Origin of the sequence: Clostridium sp. 19966, assembly GCF_032335695.1 — a bacterium.
Taxonomy (GTDB): domain Bacteria; phylum Bacillota; class Clostridia; order Clostridiales; family Clostridiaceae; genus JACTOJ01.
The window spans coordinates 1-20,069 of sequence record NZ_JACTOJ010000030.1 but is presented as its reverse complement, the minus strand read 5'-3'; the positions used below and the strand labels follow the sequence as shown (position 1 = coordinate 20,069).

The following is a 20,069-nucleotide window of genomic DNA, read 5'->3' as shown; positions in this document are numbered from 1 at the left end:
AGTAAAAAAGGATTTAGTACTTTTACATTTTTGCACTAAATCCTCTAAATTTATTTTTAGGCTCTGCTTTAAATCAGTGTTGATTTTTATACCGATTTAAAGTTATTGTACGTCTAGGACTAATACATTCACAGAATTGGCTGGAATATTAATAACTGCGCTGCTGTCCTCAAAATATATTTCAGCTTGGCAGGGTTTAATTATTTCTTCTCCTTTTTTATTAACATTAGGTACATGTACAAGAGAAGCCTCCCCAGTTAGAGTAACCATTTTCCCTAAGTGTTCAAACTTTAAATCTTCAATGATAATTTTTGTTGTTTTATCAATATTATCAGCATTTACAAGTTTTATAAATACCTGCTTTTCGTTCCTAGTTACAGCATTAAATATTTCATCATTATAACTTTCCAATTTATATTCTAGTATTTTACTTTGCCACTCACCACTTGAGTAAGAACAGATTAGCTTATCACCTGATTCATTTCCATAATCCACAGTAATCATATATTCAGTGTTATTATTTAGTTCTTCCAAGCAGGCAGCTCTCAGGTTTCCTGCTGCTGTGCTAGAAGAATAATCTCCTAATGTATATCCCTCTACGCCTTTTTTATATACTTTAACGCCTGTGGCGTGTCCATTATAATTAACGGCATATTCAATTACGTTCTTTTTATCTTTAGAGATATTAGTTAATCCTACCCCTATATAAATCCCTTCCACACCAGACAATTTTGTAGCTGCTACTTCCACTCTATAGTTTGTCCATTCAGCATCAATTATATATAATCCATTTAATCCTTTTTGCTGACCCTTTAAAATAATTCCCCTATTTTCATCTATTTCATAGCCTATAGAGCCAGGAATAACCATCCATAGTGGATTTAGTTTTTTTGTGAAATCTTGCTCCAGAATAACGCTATTATCTAAATTTGATATTACTTTTACATTTTTTATTATTATATCAGCATTTCCAGCTGCTATTTCAATACCGCCTTTAGGTGAATATTGTTCAAGCCTTCCATTTCTATAGCTGGAAAATGATGTTTCTAATAGTTTATCTCCTAAATATTTTGCAAACATTTGCTGCACATAATAATTAGGTGTACGCCATACATTCTCATCATCAAACCAAATACAATCAGGTGTCCATCTATATTGTCCATCAGTAACTACCTTATTAAATAATGGTGCAGTGGCAGCAAGTCTTACTACATCGGAATTTCTTTCAAAGCCGGTCATAACAGCGGCCTCAGCTACTGCTCCTGCTAAAGTATTTTTATCGGTAGAAGCATACTCCCCTACAAAGACCTTTGAAGTTTCTTTGTAATTTTCTGATCTATAGTAGTAATTGTACCTATCTGCATTATTTAATAGGTAATCATTTGAACGATAGTAATGCTCATCAGCGATGGTTTCCATATAATCCTTTTGCTTTTTATAGAGGCTTACAGCTTCTTCATAACTTTCTTTACCATCGGTAAATCTTATAGTTCCGCTTTCTTCTAAGTTTCCACTCAAGAATTTCCAGCCTTGCTGATAGGCATCATCATCCGCTTGAGCACCTACAGTAGAAATTATATTTAATTCATAACCTGGATAATTTACTTTCATATGCTCATCAATAGCGGCTTTAAATACTTCGAAATTAGCAAAGAATTCAGTTCCCCAATTTTCATTACCAACGCCTAGATAATGAAGATCAAAAGCAGCTTCGTGTCCCATGCTCTTTCTAAGAGCTGACCATTTATTATTTTCAAAGTCCATATTTATGGCAAAATCAATTAAATCTATAAAGTTCTTTATATATCTTTCTCTCAAGGCTCCTCCCGCAGGATTTGCATAATCTGAACGAGCCTGACAAAGTACTCCACAGGCCATGACAGGTAAGGGAGTTGCTTTTAAATCTTCTGCTAGTTGAAAGTATTCCATATACCCAAGGCCCATGGTCATCATGTAACCCCAGACATTAAAATTTTCCTTACGCAACTCTACATCTCCCACAGAGTCCTTCCAATCATACACGTTTTCCCATATATAAGATCCTTCCGATATGCAGCCTCCTGGGAAACGAAGAAATTTTGGATGCAAATCAACTAAAGCTTCAACTAAATCCTTTCTCAATCTATAGTTATGATTTTTCTTATAATTTAAATTAGCGGTCTTAGAGCTCTTTTCTTCTTTAAATCCCCATACATTTTCAGGCATCAAGGATACCATATCAATGGATACATCACCAACAAAGCTCAATGCAAGCTGTCCATATTCAGTTACAGCAGCAGTTAATGCTACAGAGTTAAGCTTATCATACTTTTTCCATACATTACCGCCGTCAATTTCCGAAACGCAAATATCACTTATGGCATTACCTCGCTTATCCAACAACTGTAATTCTATTTTTGCTGCCTCTGAAGCTTTTGCCCAAACTGTAAATATATATTTTTCCCCTTTTCTAACAAACATTGCACAGTGATTATTGGAGTCATTAAAGCCTCTATTATACAATTTGGCTCCGTCAGCTGCAGTTATATAGTAAGAGTTGATTTCATTATCTTCAATGGACAAAAATTCATTTAATCCACCCTGGTTTTTTACAGTAACCTTATTTAAATCTCCATACCATCCATATAAAGGAGTATGATTTTTTCCTGTAGATCTTGCATTTTCACCAGATTTTGTGGAATAGGTATCATAAGTAAAGGCTTCAAAGGATCTATTTTTTATAAGCTCAGCATATAGTCCGCCATCTGCAGCATTGTTAATATCCTCATAGAACAAACCGTATAAGGTTTTGCTTATATCTATTTTTTCTTTATCACCTTTTACAGTAAGAACATGTGTAGGTAAGTTTTTAGGGATTACAGAAAGGTTAAATTCTTTTTTAGCAACATATTCTCCTTTTTTCAAGGAAGCAGCAAGGGTAACTCCCTTAGGTTCTACCACATTACCTATTGCCCCATTGCTAGATAATATACTTTCATCACTTGATTTCCATATTACTTCAACCTTTTCTCCCATAAGTGACTTTGGTAAATAGATATCCTTGTTTATCATATCAGTGGCTAAGGATAAATATTTTTCTTTAGCCAAGTTTACAATATCGCTGTCCTTAATTGACTCGCACATGATATTGACTATTTCATTTTCATCAAGAGCTGTATTATATACACGAAAATCCGACAGCGCTCCTGAAAAATCCACATCTGCAGCATATTGTGATTTCCCTATATAGTTTTTGATGTAATTATTCTCATCTTTAAAGGTATTGAACCATTCCTGAAGCTTTCTATAATTTCCACTTGAGGTCTGACTAATAGATCCATCTGCAGCAATTTCTCCATTTACATATACAATAGGACCTGCATTGCTGAGTTTTCCACCTTTTGTACCTCTTATGGAGATAGCTACATGAAACCATTCACCTACAGGAAAGGTTTTACCTGAATCTGCAAATAATTCTCCTCTATCAAAGCAAACTCCTCTTAAATTACGAGTTAAGAAAAAATATGGTCCTTCAATACCCTTTCCAAAGTCAAATATTCTTTCCCATACTGAATAACTTTTCTCAAGATATACCCAGGTACAAATACAAAGTCCTGTACAATCATCAATTTTATTAAACACTTTTTCAGGCAGCTTTATGTAGGAAGTGCCACTTTTACCTCCAGTAAATCTAGCAGCTAGCCTGCCATCAACCATTGAAATAAAAGGTTTTACTTCTCCTGATGCTATTCCGTTGTTTTTATTTAAAGAGCTGTCTTTACCTGCATTTTCAATATCATCAAAGCCGTATTTAGCAATTATTTTGCTATCTATGGTATTATTGCTTTCATTAATCATAAATAGTCTCCTTTTAAAATACTTTTATAAAAGGGGTGGTCTTTACAAAATGCATTAACCATCCCCAATAATATATTTCTATACAAATTCAAAATCCGCTGCTGGTTTTCCGAAATTAGGCATACCCTCCTCATTCCAAGTAAATTTTTGAGCTCTTGCATGTCGATTAGGATCATCAAGTGGATCTCCGTCTATCTCCTTATAATTTCTAGCGTGATAAATCAGCACATCTGATTTTCCATCTTCTGATACTGTAAAACTATTATGTCCCGGTCCATATTGCTTTGCCTGCTCATTAGTTGTAAACACAGGTTCTTTTGCTTTTTTCCAAGATGCTGGATCTAGTAAATCGCTGTACGCATCAGCAGACAACAGACCCATGCAATAATTATAATCAGTGGCACTAGCTGAATAACTTATAAATATTTTTCCATTTTTTTTAATTACAGCAGGTCCCTCGTTAACCCAGAAGCCTATGATTTCCCAAGGATATTCTGGCTTAGAAAGCATTACCTGTTTTCCTTTTATGGTCCATGGATTCTCTAATTCTGCTATATATAAATTAGAGTTTCCTCGTATATTAGGATCATTTTGAGCCCAAACTAAATATCTTATTCCATTATGTTCAAAGGTTGTAGTATCAAGAGAAAAAGATTCCCAATTTGTTTTCAATTGGCCCTTTTCCACCCATTCTCCTTCTAAAGGATTGGCAGAAGAATTCTCTAGCACATATATTCTATGATTAAACATCTCACTTTTAACATCACTAACTTTAGCTGCTGCAAAATATATATACCACTTTTTATCAATATAATGGATTTCTGGTGCCCATATATAGGCACTCATTTCTCCAAATTCATGTTTTCTCCAAACTATTGTAGGCTTTTCTTTTCCTAATCCTTGAATTGTCTTAGATCTTCTAAGCTCGATTCTGTCATATTGAGGAACGGAAGCTGTAAAATAATAGTATCCATCTTCATGCTTATATACAAACGGATCTGCAGCCTGAGGCACTATTGGATTTCTATATTCTTCATCGTTAAACATAATTTTCTCCTTATCCTTCAATTAAATTATTTTAAACTATTTAATTTTTAATCGTATTATAGTAACTGATTGTCCATCAAAATTGTATTCAAATTTAGATTTTAACTCCTCTATCTTTTTACTAATTGGAACCACATTATTAGGGTTAGCGGAAGAATTTTCTGCTTTACTATCTTTATTTGTCAGCTTTATTTCCAGCCCTGATAACTTGTTCTCATTTTGTAATCCTAAATCAAAGCTTATCTTTTGAGCCCATTTTGATGAATTAACTGCTTTAATAATAACCTCTCCTGTTGCTTCATCCATGCTTGAAACAATATACATTCCCTGAGTTTTATCATTACGAGCCTTAATTGAAGTTTCTAAAAGTTTATTTCCAGTATTCTCACTAAATATTTTTTGAACATAGTAATCTGGAGTGCCATAAACTTTACTTCCGTTAAACCAAATCATATCAGGAGTCCACTGTGAATCATTTTCTTTAGCAAATAAGGGTGCATAGGAGGCCATCTTTACAATATCCGAATTTTTCTCAAGGCCTGTCATATAAGCTGCTTCCGCTATAGCTGTTTCTAAGGTACTCTTTTTATTTTCATCTTGAGCTGCATATTCTCCAACAAACACCTTAGCTCCATTTCTGTCATAGCTGTCATACCTGTTGGCATTATTTAAAAACCAATCTGTTGGCATATAATAATGCTCATCTACTATTCCAGTAAAATTATTAGATTTTGTCCAATTCCAAGCTGCATCAAATATATTACCAGAAGCAGCAGTTCCTGAATTAACCACTAGCTGAATGCTTGGATATTTTTGCTTTATTGCTTTTTCAAATTCTTGAAATCTAGTAAAGTAAACGTCCCCCCACTGCTCATTACCTATTTCTAGGTATTTTAAATTAAAGGGCGCTGGATGCCCACTTTCAGCTCTCTTTTTTCCCCAAGTAGTGGTTGCATCACCATTTGCATACTCTATTAAATCCAGTGCATCCTGTATATATTTATTTAACTCCTCTCCAGGTTCTGCCATATAATCACTTACAGCATCTTCACCGCCACTTTGCCAGCTCATACCAACATTTATTACCGGCAGCGGTTCAGCTCCAATATCTTCACACAACTTAAAATACTCATAAAAACCTAAACCATAAGATTGATAATATCCCCAAAAATTTTTATTTACTTTTCTTTCTTCTATCTTTCCAATGGTGTCCTTCCATTCATACATATCTTCTTTTTCTTTTCCTTGCACTATGCAGCCTCCAGGAAATCGAAGGAATTTGGGCTTCATATCATAAAGCATTTGAACTAAATCTTTTCTAAGTCCATGCTTCTCTCCCTTCCATGTATCTTGTGGAAAAAGAGAAATCATGTCCATATCTATTGTTGTGTTTTCTTTAATGTATACATACAGTCTAGCATCATCATCAGTTTCTTTAACTGTAAGCTCCGATTCATAATAGCTCCATTTATTGCCTATAACGGGAATGCTCTTTATATCAGATATTGCTTTTCCCTGAGAATTTTCTATTTGAACAAACAAATTGACTTCCTTATCTACAGAGTTTCTTTCCCATATGGAGAAATCATATTTGGCGCCCTTTTTTACAGATATGCCTTTATATCCTGAATTAATTATGCCTACGCCTTGGCTTGCTTTCAAAACTTCTAACCTTGCATAATCAGCATTATTTTCATTTAGAGGTGACTCACTCATTACCTCCACTTTTCCTTCGCCCGCACTATCTTTCTTTAATTCCCAGCTTTGAAGTTTATCTTCATATTCAAAGGAATTATTCTGAATGAGCTGAGAATATAAGCCGCCATCAGCAGAATGATTAATATCTTCAAAGAATAATCCATAAAGTGTAGGACTTATGTCAAATTTAGGAGTATTAGTATTAATTTGAACATTATAATTAGTTGCTCCCTTAGGTACAACATAAACTTCAAACTTCTTTTCCATAACAGCTTTGCCAGTTTGAATTTTAGCGCTTAATGTAACCTTAGTATCATCCTTACCTGAAGGTAAGGTAACTTTCCCATCCTCTGAAATAATGCTCTTATTACTTGATGTCCATTTGACTTTTGTTTTGCTGCTTAATTTTGTTGACAAAATCAAATCGCTGCTTATTTCTTCTCCATCATTTATGCCTATCTTCTCGCCATCCATGGTTACAATATCTTCATCAGATATTTTATAATACATTAAATCATTAATCTGCTTAGGAGTTAATGCCTTGCTGTAAATTCTAAATTCATCCACAAACCCTGTTAAATTAGGATCTCCGTCATATTTGGATTTACCTATATAATTTTCCACGGAATCCTTAAGTCCGTTTAGTTTATTCTTTAACTGTTCTTTTTTTCCTATCTCTACTCCATTTTCATAATAGATCATTGTATCTTTAGTTATTACAGTAGTTATAAAATGCCAAGTATCGTCTGACAGCAATTTACCTCCGCTTATGCCTTCCACATTTTTATTGCAATTGAAATTATTTGTTCTATTTTTACTCAAAAACAAATTGTTATTTGAATCGCTTCCAAAATCATATACTCTCTGCCAGTCAGATCCGCTGCTAGCATTAAATTCAACCCAAGCGCAAATAGTAACTTCATTCAGTCCATTCAAAATTTTATCCGGCATCCTTACACTGCCATTTCCATCAAGAGTAAGACCGCCGTTAACTCTTCCTATAGTATCTATTTTGGCTGTTCCTTCTAAGGTTCCATCATTTTTATTTCCAGAGGAATCAATAACTGTATCTTCTTTTGAAACATCAAATTTATAATATAATACTAAGTTTTTTTTCAAATCATCTTTTCCGAATACTTTTATGCTAACTGTAGTAACTACAAAAATAATCAAAGCAGCAAAAATCAATATTTTATAAATTTTTTTCACCTTTTCCACCTACATACCAGTAAGAAATCTCTTACTATAATTATTCAAAAGATTTATTTGCACACCATAATCAGCCTTTCATGCCTGTCATGACTATGCCTTCTATAAAATATTTCTGAGCAAAGAAGAATAATGCAACTGTAGGAATAAGAGCAAGCACTGATCCTGCCATTATAAGAGTCCAGGAAGAGGAATATGCACCGTTAAAAGTTGCAAGCTTTAACTGCAAAGTAAACTTATCCGGACTATTTAAGTATATTAATGGTCCCATATAATCATTGTAACCGCCTAAAAATCCAAATATTGCCTGTGTTGCTATTGCTGGTTTAGATAAGGGTAATGCTATTCTTAAAAATATTCCAAAATAGCTAAGTCCATCTAATTCAGCCGCTTCAGTTAGCTCTTTAGGAAGAGTCATAAAATATTGTCTAAGAAAAAATATACAAGCAGCTCCACCAAACATACCTGGTATCATTAGAGGTTTAAAGGTATCTAGCCAATCCAATTGTTTAAATATTACAAATGAAGGTATCATCGTTACTATTCCTGGTATCATCATGGTTGAAAGCAGCAGCATAAACAATTTATCTCTGCCAGGAAACTCCATTTTAGCAAATCCATAAGCTGCTAAGCAGCATGAAAATAAGCCAATTATGGTGGTTGGTATTACTATTGTTAATGTATTTACTAGTCCTTGCACAAGTTCTCCTTGGCTAACAGCTAAAGAATAGTTTGACCACATTAATTTATCAGGAATCCATTGAGGAGGAATGCTAAATACTGTTCCCTCAGTTTTTAAAGATGTGGATAACATCCACAAAAATGGAATTGCCATAAAAATAGCTCCTATTACAAGGAAAATATATACAATAGTATTTTTAATTATCATTTTTCTTTTCTTTTTACTTCTACTTACTATTACCGCACTACTCATTTATATTACCTCCATTAATCATAATGAACCCATCTGCTGGAAACCTTAAAGTTTATAATCGTTAATCCCATTATTATTACAAATAAAACCCATGCCATAGCTGATGCATATCCCATATTCATATATTTAAATGCATTATTATATAGATATAAAACTATTGTAGTTGTGGAATAATCAGGACCGCCATTAGTCATTATCATATATGGAACAAACGCCTGCATAGCACCTATTACTGCAGTAATTAGCAAATAAAATGTTGTTGGTGATATGGATGGAAGTGTAATATTCCAGAATTGCGCCCACTTATTAGCTCCATCTATTTCGGCAGCTTCGTAAAAAGTTTTGGGGACATTTTTAATTGCAGCAATGTAAAGCACCATTCCTGTACCTAATCCTCCCCAAACCCCCTGTATTATCATAGCTGGCATTGCCCACGCTGAACTGCTGAGCCAATTAGGTCCCTTGATGTGTAAATATCCTAAAACAGTATTTAAAACCCCATAATCTGAATTAAATATCCATTTCCACATAAGTGTTAATGCTACTATTGAACAAACTGAAGGCAAGAAAAATGCAGTTCTAAAAAAATTAATTCCTTTTATATTTTGAGTTAATCCTAATGCTATCAGCAGAGAAAACGCTAATCCTATAGGTATACCTAATGCCGCATATACAGTATTAAACATAGATTTCCAAAATAGCGGATCACCCGTAAACAATTTAACATAATTTGATACTCCTGCAAAAACTGGTGCATTGAATAAATCAAAATTAGTTAAACTTATATAAAATGAATATACGATAGGTATAAGTCCGAATAGAGTAAATCCTATAAAAGGAGGAGCTATAAACAAATATCCGTATAAATATTTCTTTTTGAATTTTTTATGATTTGTTTTAGTTAATTTGTCTGAATTTACTTTTTTATGAATCCCTAAATTAACATTATTACTCATATTAATACCTCTACTTATTATTATTATCAAAGGAAACCTATCTCTAGATTTCCTTTGATTGGATAAACATTATTTAAAGATTTCAGGATTTCCTTCCTTTAATTGCTTATCGATTTCAGGTTTCATATCATTAAGAACTTTTTCTGCAGTTCCCTTTCCTTCCCAAAGGTTATTTATTCTCTGGTTGAAAGTATCAAGCCATTTGCTGTTTGGTGTAAGTGTCCATGTACCTGGTTTTTCGTCTTGAGCTGCCTTAATGAATACTTCTGCATGTTCAGGCTTCTGACCTTTTTGTAAGAATAAGTCAGTATTAGACATTGATTTGAATGTTGGTATTTGGAATCCCAATTGAGTTCCAAGCTTTTGTCCGTCAGGTCCTGCTAAGAATTTAATAAGAGTAAATGCTTCCTCTGGATGTTTACATTTTTTATAGATTGAATATCCAACTGATCCAGACCAGCTATAACCAGTTCCAAGTGATCCTGTTGGCATAGGTGCTACATCCCAATCAAAAGATAACTTTCTATAGGTAGGAACCATCCATCTTCCACCGCCCATCATAGCTATTTTGCCAGTGTTAAACATTTGATCTGCACTCATAGCTGCTGTAGCTTTGGCATCTGGAGAAACATGATATTTGTTGATTAAATCTGCTGCATATTGCATTGCAGCAATACCTTCTTTAGAATTTAAAACAAATTCTTTATGGTCTGCACTTAAGAAATCTGCGCCACTGGACCAAACATATCCTTCCCACCAAAGTGGTCCTGTTCCGTATTGAGTAACCTTTCCTGAGACATCTTTTTTAGTAAGTTTTATTGCAAGATCTTGGAATTCCTGCAAGTTCATAGCCTTATCTGCACTTGGAAATGGAATTCCTTCCTTCTTAAATATGTCTTTATTGTAAAAAAGAACTGTTGGCCCAATATCCTTTGGTAAAGAATATTGATCTCCCTTACCTAAAACTTTTCCGTCATATTTGTATCTTACAAGAGCGCTGTCCCACATGTCATTTAAATCGATTCCACTTTTGTCAACATATTTCTGCATGTCCAAAATAAGACCTGCTTTTACCCATCTTCCAAAATCACCATCTGAGGTTAAAAATACATCTGGAGCTGCTCCACCAGCAAGAACAGTATTCATCTTGTTAGAGTAATCATCCGGAATATGGTTATACTTAACCTTAATTTTAGGATACTTAGCTTCAAAAGCATCCAACAATTTTCTCATAACTGCATCTTCATCTGCTGATCCCCAAGCGTTGTAAGTAAGCTGTACAACCCCGCCGCTTGAAGTTGACGAACTGTTCTTTCCGCACCCTGTTAGAGTAGTACCAACTACTAAGCATGCTGCTAACATTAGTGTTAGTAATTTTTTTGAATGTTTTAACATTTTTTCTCCCCCTATAATTTATATTTTGATTTTTAGGCTCTTGAAAAATTTATAAGCAGGATTTTCAACCTCAAATATCCAAGTTCATTTATTAGATTAAAGGAATAAAAATCCTTGCAAACTAATTTAAAATAATTGTCTTATTACTTAGATTTATTTAATGTTAAAGTAATTTTTAGCAAAACAATTATACGTTAGTTAAAATCAAAACGTTAACATTTTTGCTTTAATAATTAAAGCTTATAAAATAATTCATTTATTTATTGTTTTATAATCATATAAAACAATATCAGCTCAAATTATTTTTTCAATCTCTAAAGATATGATATTTTTAACATTATGCTTTTAAAATAATTTAATAATTTCCTTTTATTTTTTCTCATACTTAGTATATAATTAATGGGTAAACATTTTCATAAAGCATTAAAAAAAATTAATTTGGTAATAATGTAATTTTTTATCTTAATTATATTATAGCGCTTTTGTCTATTAAGTCAATGCTTTATATTATATTTTTGTAAAACGTTTTACATATTTGTAAAATATATTTGTTTTTTTATGTTTCTAGCCTGCTTTTTATTGATAAAACATTATTATTCAATTAACTTTTATATTAATTTTCTCTGAAAACAAAAATACTTTACTATATTTTAAATCAATACTATAATTACTTTTTTATAGCTTCGTAATATCTATTATAAAATCATGATTATAATAAAGTACTGATTAATTATATAGCCTAATATATTTTACCCTTATGCCGCTATTTTACACAATTTTTCTAAAGAATTTGTTCATATATGGTTTAAAATTTGTACGTACATTACAATTTAATATTACATTTAATTTCTTTACAAGTCAACAATTTTAAATAAATATTTTAAAAAAATATATAATAATAGTTTTTTATTATATATTTACATAAATTAATTTTTGTACACTATTTTTATAGGTTTTGTTTTAATCAAATTCTGATAAAGAATTTGATTAAAACATATACTTTTATAAAATTTTAGGGAAGCAATATCGCTTCCCTAAAACTTTGTTTTTCGTTCTGTTTTAAATCATATCATCATTTTAATATATCAAATTTATACTTAGTCCATCTTTTATATTCTTCTCCTCTTTTAAGGATAGATTGCTCTTTGTAGCAAGCATTTACTCCTATAGGTGCATTTTGAGTTTCTATGCATACTGCCATTCTTTTCTCAGGCATTTTTTCATTATAGAGAACTTTTTCTACCGGATAATTAGTTGTATAGATTACCACATAGGAATTGTTAGTAGAAACCTTCATAACTCTTCCAGATTTCTCATCCTTGAGTTCTACTTCTCCTATGTAATTATCAAATTTAAAAGGATGATCATATCCTCCTCCTGCCTTAAGCTGATAATCATCTAACTCTACATCTTTGCCAATTTCCTTCTCCTCTCTAAAGTCAAAAGGAGTCCCCTTCACATCAATCTCTTTTCCTGTAGCTCCAAAATCTTCTGACAACTCCAAAAACTTATGGGAAACTATTTTTAATTTGTGCTTCAATACATTTCTTTCAGCATTTCCGCTTAAATTAAAATAGCTGTGGTTAGTTATGTTAAGAACTGTGGTTTTATCAGTCTCCCCTTGAATAAAAAAGTAAAACTCATTATTATTATTCAATACATACTTAACCGTAATTTTTACTTCTCCTGGGAAACCTGCTTCTCCGTCTTTTGAAATATATTCAAGCTGAAGTGCTAATTCATTTTCGTTCTTAAAATCGTTTACTTTCCAGAGCTTTCTTTGAAATCCAAAGCTTCCTCCATGAAGATTATTTATTTCTAAATTGTTTCGTTCTAAAATATACTCTTTATCTTCTATTTGGATCTTTCCTTTATATATTCGTCCTGCAAATCTTCCTATAACAGCTCCATAATAGGCTTCGTTCTCAAAGTAATCTTCAATATTTTTATAACCTAATACAATATTTTTAAAATTTCCGTTTTTATCTGGAGTAAATATTCCAGTTATTACCCCACCTAAATTAAGCACAGATACTCTGATGCCATTGTTATTTTCAATGGTATATTCAATCACATCGTCCCCATTATAGTTTCCTAAAACTTTACTAGAATATCTCATTTATTTCACTCCTCATATAAATTAAAGAAATAGTTCTAAATAAGCGCAAAATAATACTCTTATTTAGAACCTTCTTACTTTTCTCCATTTGAAAGAATTCTTATTGCATTCATGGTTAAATTATCTATATTCTTTTCATATTACCCCTCTAAAATACTAACCAAAAATAGCCTTCCAGTCTTTCATAAACTTCTCTATACCGCTGTCAGTTAACGGATGCTTTAACATCTGATTTATCACATTAAAAGGTACAGTAGCAATATGAGCTCCTGCTTTAGCTGCTTCTATTACATGGGTTGGATTTCTTATACTTGCAGCAATTATTTCTGTCTTTATATTGTGAACATTAAATATAGTTGTTATAGTATCTATAAGTTCTATAGGATCCGTGCTTATGTCATCTAATCTTCCTAAAAACGGACTTACATAAGTAGCACCTGCTCTTGCTGCCAGAAGAGCTTGGCCAGGACTAAATATCAATGTAACATTTGTCTTAATACCTTCACTGGACAACACCTTAGTTGCTTTAAGTCCTTCTGCAGTCATAGGAATTTTCACTACCATATTTGGATGAATTTTTGCTATTTCTCTTCCTTCCTTGATCATACCATCCTTATCTGAGCTTATGACTTCTCCGCTTATAGGACCATCAACTATAGAAGTTATTTCTTTTATAACCTCCTTGAAGTCCCTTCCTTCTTTAGCTATTAATGTAGGATTTGTTGTTACCCCGCAAATAACCCCCATTTCATTCGCTTCTCTGATTTCATTAACATTAGCAGTATCAATAAACAGTTTCATATGAACATACCTCCTAATTATTTTTGACCATAGTAAGCATTTTTTCCATGTTTCCTATAGTAATGCTTATCTAAAAGATATTGATCTAATGATGGTATTTCTTTATTTAAACTTACTGTGTGATAAGCCATTTTACAAGTTTCTTCTAATACTACAGAATTGACTACAGCCTCCTTAGGATTTTTCCCCCAAGTAAATGGAGCATGGCAGCTTACAAGCACCGCTGGCACTGCCATAACATTGCAATCTCCCAAGGTTTCTATAATTACCTTCCCCGTATTTTTTTCGTAATCTTCCTCTATTTCTGCCTCAGTAAGCTTTCTTGTACAAGGAATATTTCCATAAAAATGATCCGCATGAGTTGTACCAAGTGCTGGCATTTCCATATTTGCTTGAGCCCATATAGTAGCCCAAGTAGAATGTGTATGAACGATTCCTCCCATATCCTCATATTTTTTATATAGTTCTATGTGAGTAGGAGTATCCGAAGATGGTCTTAAGTCTCCTTCCACCACATTTCCCTCTAGATCTAAAACGACCAATTTCTCTATGGTCAATTCATCATAGGGGACTCCGCTTGGCTTTATAACTATTAACCCTTTCTCTCTGTCTATGCCGCTAACATTTCCCCAAGTAAATTTAACTAGCCCATACTGGGGAAGCATTATATTAGCATCTAAAACCTGTTTTTTTAATTCTTCTAACATTTGAACATCTCCTATACTTCATACAAATTGTTATTATTGTACGTACAAATATATTTATAATAAAAATATGTAAATACTATTAGCTCCTCTGTAATAAGAGCTAATAGTAATTAAAACAAATGATTAAAATCCAGTGGTAGAAGCCCTTACAATAAGTTCAGGTTTGTATATGTAGGATTCATGAACTATTGTACCTTCTATTATGTCCATAAGCATTCTAGCTGCTCTTCTTCCAAGCTCTTCCTTAGGATGTCGTATTGTAGTAAGCTTTACTTCTGTTGCAGTAGCTATGTAAGAATCATCATATCCAACCAAAGCTATATCCTGTGGAATTCTTAATTCCATTTCCCTTATAGCCTGAAGCGCTTGAACTGCAATTTGATCATTATAACAAATTATAGCTGTTGGTCTCTCTTTTTTTCTTAACAATCCATTGGTAAAATCTTGCGGGAAATATTCCTTTTCCTTAGTACCATATTTGCCTATATTTTTACTATCAACTGCTAAACCACTTTCCCTTATAGCCTTTATATACCCTTTTTCTCTGTTTAGCCCTTGCAAATCATCATTTTTGAAAATCCCAGCTATGTTCTTATGCCCTAGCTGCAAAAGATATCTAGTTAGAATATATGCACCTTCTTCATCATCCATACCTACAAAAGGCGCTTTAAGCTCTTGATATTTACTATTTATCATGATGTAAGGTATATTTCTTTTTTCAAGCTCTAAATAATAATTAATATTTATATTATCAACTGCACTCATAGTTGGTTCAACTATGAGACCTGAAACTTCATTCTCCAATATCTTTTCTAAACATTCTTTTTCCTTTTGTTTTTCATTGTTTGTATTATATAAAAGAAGATCATATCCAGATGAACTTAATACTTCCTCAATACCAGATATAATAGAAGGAAAAATATAGTTTGATATATAGGTAGTTAAGACCGCTATAGTTTTTTTCTCTTTTATTTTACTTCCTTCTATATAACTACAAAAAGTGCCTTTCCCCTGCTCTCTTTTTATATAGCCATTGTTCTCCAGCTCCATGAGCGCCTGCCTCACTGTATGACGGCTTACCGAAAATTTCTCTACTATTTCATTTTCAGTTAAAAGCTGCTGCCCATATGCAATTCTTCCTTCTTCCATTTCCTTTTTAAAAAACGAAGCTATTTGCATATATTTAGACACTTTTGTTTCTTCATTCATATTTCATATCTCCTCGAATTAATTGTACGTATATCCTATAGTCTTATTTTATAACATTATTTCCTTCTGTCAATGTTTATTTATTATAAAATCCTTGAAGCATCTAACACTTTTTTATTTTTTTATATTGAATTATTCCATAGAAATGTTTACAATATAATTAATGTACGTACAAATATAAAGATTAATATAAAAATTGTATGTTTATATGCTTACTATTAAGGAGGATTTAAAATGTTAGCTACAAAACCCTATGAATTTTGGTTTGTTACAGGAAGTCAGCACTTATATGGTGACGATACTTTAAAAGAAGTTGAGACTCACTCTAAAGAAATAGTTGAAAATTTAAATAAAAAAATACTTTCAGGTTATAAAATAGTCTTTAAAAACATATTAACTACTTCAAGTTCAATAACTAAATTTTGTATAGAGGCAAATTCAGCAGAGAATTGCGCTGGTGTAATAACATGGATGCACACATTTTCTCCAGCTAAAATGTGGATAACTGGGCTTCAGCAATTGAACAAACCATTACTGCATCTTCACACTCAATATAATCGAGAAATTCCTTGGGAAACCATGGACATGGATTTTATGAACACCAATCAATCTGCTCATGGCGACAGAGAATACGGCTTTATAGGCGCTAGAATGCAAATCAGAAGAAAAATTGTAGTTGGCTATTGGAATGACCAAGAGGTTATCGATGAGATAAATAATTGGACAAAAGTTGCGGCTGCCTATGTTGAAGGAAAATCCTTAAAAGTAGCCCGCTTTGCAGATAATATGAGAAATGTAGCTGTTACCGATGGCGATAAAGTGGAAGCTCAAATAATATTTGGCTGGGAAGTACAAGCTTACGGTATATATGACTTAGTAGATAAAATGTCAGAAGTCTCAGAAGCACAAGTAGATGCATTATTGGAAGAATATAAAAAAGAATATTATTTTTCAGAAGAATTACTTTCAGATGATTCTAAAATGGCTTCTGTTAGAGAACAGGCTAAAATAGAAGCAGCTCTTGAAATTTTCCTTGAGGAAGGAGGATTTACAGCTTTTACAACAAATTTTGAAGACTTACATGGAATGAGGCAGCTTCCTGGACTAGCAGTTCAGCATCTTATGTCAAAAGGATATGGTTTTGGGGCTGAAGGAGATTGGAAAACCGCTGCCCTGCTCCGTATAATGAAAATAATTGCAGGTAATAATAGAACAGCTTTCATGGAAGATTATACTTACCATTTAGAATCCGGAAACGAGATGATTCTTGGTGCTCACATGCTAGAGGTGTGTCCAACAATAGCTGCTGGAAAGCCCAGAGTAGAAGTGCATCCTCTCGGTATAGGCGGAAAAGAGGATCCAGCAAGATTGGTCTTTGACAGCGTTAGCGGAAACGCATTATGCGCTACTCTTTTAGATATGGGCAATCGTTTCAGACTGTTAATTAATGAGGTAGAAGTAAAAGAAGCACCCCATGACCTTCCAAAGCTACCAGTAGCTAGAGCATTATGGAAGCCATTACCTTCTCTTAAGGTTTCTGCTCACGCTTGGATCTTAGCAGGAGGAGCTCATCACACTAGTTTCTCCTTCGATGTTTCAACTCAGCAGTTAATGGACTTCGCTGAAATGAGCGGAATAGAAGTAGTTGTTATCGATAAAGATACTAAAATACCAGAATTCAAAAAAGAACTATTATGGAATGACTTAGCTTGGAAGCTTAAATAATTGGATATGTTTTAATAAGATTAGGCATAGGAGGATTATCAATGCATATCCACTTATGCCTAATTTTATTGCAAAAATATATAAAACATTTTACATTCAGCATTTCTTTTATATATACTTTGTGCAATTTGCACAAAAATAGAGTAATTTTGTATTATAAGATATTATTCATTTTAGAAAAATATAAAATATTATTTCACTTTCTGTTTTAAAATAGTATAATAATGTCATAGTTAGTATTTTATTATTAAATACTATGGATTAAATTGCTAGAGGAGATTTCGGATGATACATATAACAGATTTAAAGGATAGTTTGCCATTATTTAAAGCTCTTAGCTCAGATATTAGAATAGAGATATTAGAACTTTTAGCTGAAAATAAACAGTTGAATATGAATGAATTGGCTGAGAAGCTTCAACTTACTAATGGAGCAATAACTATGCACGTAAAAAAATTAGAGGAATGCGGATTAATCAAAATAAACACTCTTACCGCAAAGCATGGAATCCAGAAAATATGCTGCCTTCATGAGGATAAATTTGTAATAGATATAGGTGCTCAGGATATCGAAAACTCCTATGAACTTGAAATAGGTATAGGCCACTATTCCTCCTATGAAATTTCGCCAACTTGCGGTATAGCTACAAAGGAAAGTCTTATAGGTGAAGTTGACAACCCTAGTTATTTTGCAGATCCAGTTAGAATTAATGCCGATATTCTTTGGTTTACTAAAGGCTTTATAGAATACAGAATACCTAATTATCTAAAACCTGGTCAAAACTTTTCAGAAATACAGATTTCTATGGAAATAAGTTCTGAAGCCCCTGGAAATTGCAGCATATGGCCCTCTGATATTCATTTTTTCATAAATGATATAAATGTAGGCAGCTGGACTAGTCCTGGTGATTATGCGGACAGTAAGGGCATTCTAACCCCTTCTTGGTGGTTTCCAAACTGGAATCAATATGGCCTTCTAAAACTTTTGACAGTTAATAAATTCGGCACCTTCATAGATGGATTAAAAATTTCTGATATAACTATAGAAGATATCGCTTTGAATTATAAGAGCGATATAATATTTAAGCTAGCTGTACCTAAAGAGACAAAACACGTAGGAGGCCTAACCATTTTCGGAAAAAATTTCGGTAACTATAATCAAGGCATAAATATAAGAATTGTTTATGAACTTCCAACAGCTTAACAATAGGTCATGTTTTAAGAGAATGTTGATAAATGCTTCGTTTGGTCTGGATAAAGCTATAAATCAGTGTAAAAATCAAAACTGATTTATAGCAGAACCTAATAATAAGATACTTTCTATAGTTAAAGTATCTTATTATTTTTTAACTAAAACTTTTTTGACTTTTTTGGATGATACAAATATCATATTATTATAGTAGAAATTTTTACTAAGGAAGGATGATGTTATGATAAAACTAGTAGCTGTAGATATGGACGGGACTCTTCTAAATGATAGTAACGAAATAAGTCCAAAAAACGTGGCAGCAATTAATAAACTTAAAGAAAAAGGAATCGAATTTATAATTTGTACAGGCCGTAATTTTAACGATGCAAAAATTCCAGTTGAAAATGCTGGTATTTCCTGTGATTATATATGCATGAGCGGTGCTGGTATATTTAATAGATACGGTAATCAATTAGCGCATACTCCTCTGTCAAAAGTTAATGTAATACAAGTCTTTGATATTTTGCAGCAACACAATTTATATAATGATATACTTACAAATAAAGGTGTATACACCACTGTTTCAAAAGAATATTTAAATGATTTTTTCTATAATGATTTCATGTCCATGGCAGTAAACTTTGGAATCAAAAAAGAAAATTTTAATAAAAATATAAAAAGAATTCTATCTAGAATTAAACATTCTGCATCAATGGAAGAATTATTAGACAGAAACACTATTATATATAAAATCTCTACTATACATTCCAATATAGAATTATTGAAGTCTTTGAGAAAAGATCTATCTGCATTCTCACAACTATCTGTAGTTTCATCTTTTCCAATAAATATAGAGATCACAGATATTAAAGCACAAAAAGGATTAGCTCTTAAAGAATATGCTTTAGAAAGAAATATAAGCATGAGGGAAGTTATGGCTATAGGCGATAGCGAAAATGATTATTCTATGCTATCCATGGATTTTGGATATACAGTAGCTATGGGAAATGCTGATGAGTCTATAAAAAATATAAGCAAGTATACTACTAAAACAAATTTAGAGGATGGCGTTGCTTGGGCCATAGAGAAATATGCTCTGTGATCATTTTATTAGGTTCTGTTTTAAATCAGTATTGATTTTTACACTGATTTAAAACTTCCTTCAGTTCGGGAGGCTATGTTTTAAAATGTTGATATTATCGTTTGAGTTCTAGGAACTCTTAGGGATTGCGACTTATAATTGG

General features: G+C 32.5%; 13 protein-coding genes. 3 read left to right on the top strand and 10 right to left on the bottom strand.

The window, feature by feature from the left end; all coding sequences use genetic code 11:
• Positions 1 to 102: 102 nt before the first annotated feature.
• The 10 genes from IAI10_RS21175 to IAI10_RS21130 form a co-directional block, all read right to left on the bottom strand.
• The gene (locus IAI10_RS21175; RefSeq protein WP_315675307.1) at positions 103 to 3,837 is read right to left on the bottom strand and encodes an alpha-L-arabinofuranosidase C-terminal domain-containing protein; all 3,735 of its coding nucleotides are present in this window, start codon (positions 3,835 to 3,837) and stop codon (positions 103 to 105) included.
• 78 nt (positions 3,838 to 3,915) lie between these two features.
• Positions 3,916 to 4,884, bottom strand: coding sequence for a family 43 glycosylhydrolase (locus IAI10_RS21170; protein ID WP_315675306.1), 969 nt, complete (start codon positions 4,882 to 4,884; stop codon positions 3,916 to 3,918).
• Between the two features lie 36 nt (positions 4,885 to 4,920).
• Positions 4,921 to 7,791: an alpha-L-arabinofuranosidase C-terminal domain-containing protein gene (locus IAI10_RS21165; RefSeq protein WP_315675305.1), complete on the bottom strand. Its 2,871-nt coding sequence runs from the start codon at positions 7,789 to 7,791 to the stop codon at positions 4,921 to 4,923.
• Positions 7,792 to 7,861: 70 nt separating this feature from the next.
• The gene (locus IAI10_RS21160; RefSeq protein ID WP_315675304.1) at positions 7,862 to 8,725 is read right to left on the bottom strand and encodes a carbohydrate ABC transporter permease; all 864 of its coding nucleotides are present in this window, start codon (positions 8,723 to 8,725) and stop codon (positions 7,862 to 7,864) included.
• Between the two features lie 14 nt (positions 8,726 to 8,739).
• Positions 8,740 to 9,681, bottom strand: a complete 942-nt coding sequence (locus tag IAI10_RS21155) for a sugar ABC transporter permease (RefSeq protein ID WP_315675303.1) — start codon at positions 9,679 to 9,681, stop codon at positions 8,740 to 8,742.
• Positions 9,682 to 9,750: 69 nt separating this feature from the next.
• Complete coding sequence (locus tag IAI10_RS21150; protein ID WP_315675302.1) at positions 9,751 to 11,076, bottom strand: sugar ABC transporter substrate-binding protein; 1,326 nt, start codon at positions 11,074 to 11,076, stop codon at positions 9,751 to 9,753.
• Positions 11,077 to 12,148: 1,072 nt separating this feature from the next.
• Positions 12,149 to 13,195 (bottom strand): aldose epimerase family protein, encoded by a 1,047-nt coding sequence (locus IAI10_RS21145; RefSeq protein WP_315675301.1) that lies wholly within the window; start codon positions 13,193 to 13,195, stop codon positions 12,149 to 12,151.
• 156 nt (positions 13,196 to 13,351) lie between these two features.
• Entirely contained in the window at positions 13,352 to 13,996 is a 645-nt protein-coding gene (gene fsa / locus IAI10_RS21140; protein ID WP_315675300.1) for a fructose-6-phosphate aldolase, read from the bottom strand.
• 17 nt (positions 13,997 to 14,013) lie between these two features.
• Positions 14,014 to 14,703 (bottom strand): L-ribulose-5-phosphate 4-epimerase, encoded by a 690-nt coding sequence (locus IAI10_RS21135; protein ID WP_315675299.1) that lies wholly within the window; start codon positions 14,701 to 14,703, stop codon positions 14,014 to 14,016.
• A 123-nt stretch (positions 14,704 to 14,826) separates the two neighbouring features.
• The gene (locus IAI10_RS21130) at positions 14,827 to 15,912 is read right to left on the bottom strand and encodes a GntR family transcriptional regulator (RefSeq protein WP_315675298.1); all 1,086 of its coding nucleotides are present in this window, start codon (positions 15,910 to 15,912) and stop codon (positions 14,827 to 14,829) included.
• A 234-nt stretch (positions 15,913 to 16,146) separates the two neighbouring features.
• Between IAI10_RS21130 and araA the strand changes: the two genes are divergently transcribed.
• The 3 genes from araA (at position 16,147) to IAI10_RS21115 (ending at position 19,927) form a co-directional block, all read left to right on the top strand.
• A complete protein-coding gene (gene araA, locus IAI10_RS21125) occupies positions 16,147 to 17,637 on the top strand; it encodes an L-arabinose isomerase (RefSeq protein ID WP_315675297.1) in 1,491 nt (496 codons plus the stop codon).
• Between the two features lie 285 nt (positions 17,638 to 17,922).
• On the top strand, positions 17,923 to 18,840 hold the full coding sequence (locus IAI10_RS21120) for a winged helix-turn-helix transcriptional regulator (protein ID WP_315675296.1): 918 nt from the start codon (positions 17,923 to 17,925) through the stop codon (positions 18,838 to 18,840).
• 226 nt (positions 18,841 to 19,066) lie between these two features.
• Positions 19,067 to 19,927 (top strand): Cof-type HAD-IIB family hydrolase, encoded by an 861-nt coding sequence (locus IAI10_RS21115; RefSeq protein ID WP_315675295.1) that lies wholly within the window; start codon positions 19,067 to 19,069, stop codon positions 19,925 to 19,927.
• The last annotated feature ends 142 nt before the right edge of the window (positions 19,928 to 20,069 follow it).

Excerpts from the sequence above, each read along its gene's own strand:
- IAI10_RS21145 (WP_315675301.1), bottom strand. The coding sequence starts at position 13,195 with ATGAGATATTCTAGTAAAGTTTTAGGAAACTATAATGGGGACGATGTG.
- IAI10_RS21170 (WP_315675306.1), bottom strand. The coding sequence starts at position 4,884 with ATGTTTAACGATGAAGAATATAGAAATCCAATAGTGCCTCAGGCTGCA.
- IAI10_RS21175 (WP_315675307.1), bottom strand. The coding sequence starts at position 3,837 with ATGATTAATGAAAGCAATAATACCATAGATAGCAAAATAATTGCTAAA.
- IAI10_RS21160 (WP_315675304.1), bottom strand. The coding sequence starts at position 8,725 with ATGAGTAGTGCGGTAATAGTAAGTAGAAGTAAAAAGAAAAGAAAAATG.
- IAI10_RS21115 (WP_315675295.1), top strand. The coding sequence starts at position 19,067 with ATGATAAAACTAGTAGCTGTAGATATGGACGGGACTCTTCTAAATGAT.
- araA (WP_315675297.1), top strand. The coding sequence starts at position 16,147 with ATGTTAGCTACAAAACCCTATGAATTTTGGTTTGTTACAGGAAGTCAG.
- fsa (WP_315675300.1), bottom strand. The coding sequence starts at position 13,996 with ATGAAACTGTTTATTGATACTGCTAATGTTAATGAAATCAGAGAAGCG.
- IAI10_RS21150 (WP_315675302.1), bottom strand. The coding sequence starts at position 11,076 with ATGTTAAAACATTCAAAAAAATTACTAACACTAATGTTAGCAGCATGC.
- IAI10_RS21135 (WP_315675299.1), bottom strand. The coding sequence starts at position 14,703 with ATGTTAGAAGAATTAAAAAAACAGGTTTTAGATGCTAATATAATGCTT.
- IAI10_RS21130 (WP_315675298.1), bottom strand. The coding sequence starts at position 15,912 with ATGAATGAAGAAACAAAAGTGTCTAAATATATGCAAATAGCTTCGTTT.
- IAI10_RS21120 (WP_315675296.1), top strand. The coding sequence starts at position 17,923 with ATGATACATATAACAGATTTAAAGGATAGTTTGCCATTATTTAAAGCT.
- IAI10_RS21155 (WP_315675303.1), bottom strand. The coding sequence starts at position 9,681 with ATGAGTAATAATGTTAATTTAGGGATTCATAAAAAAGTAAATTCAGAC.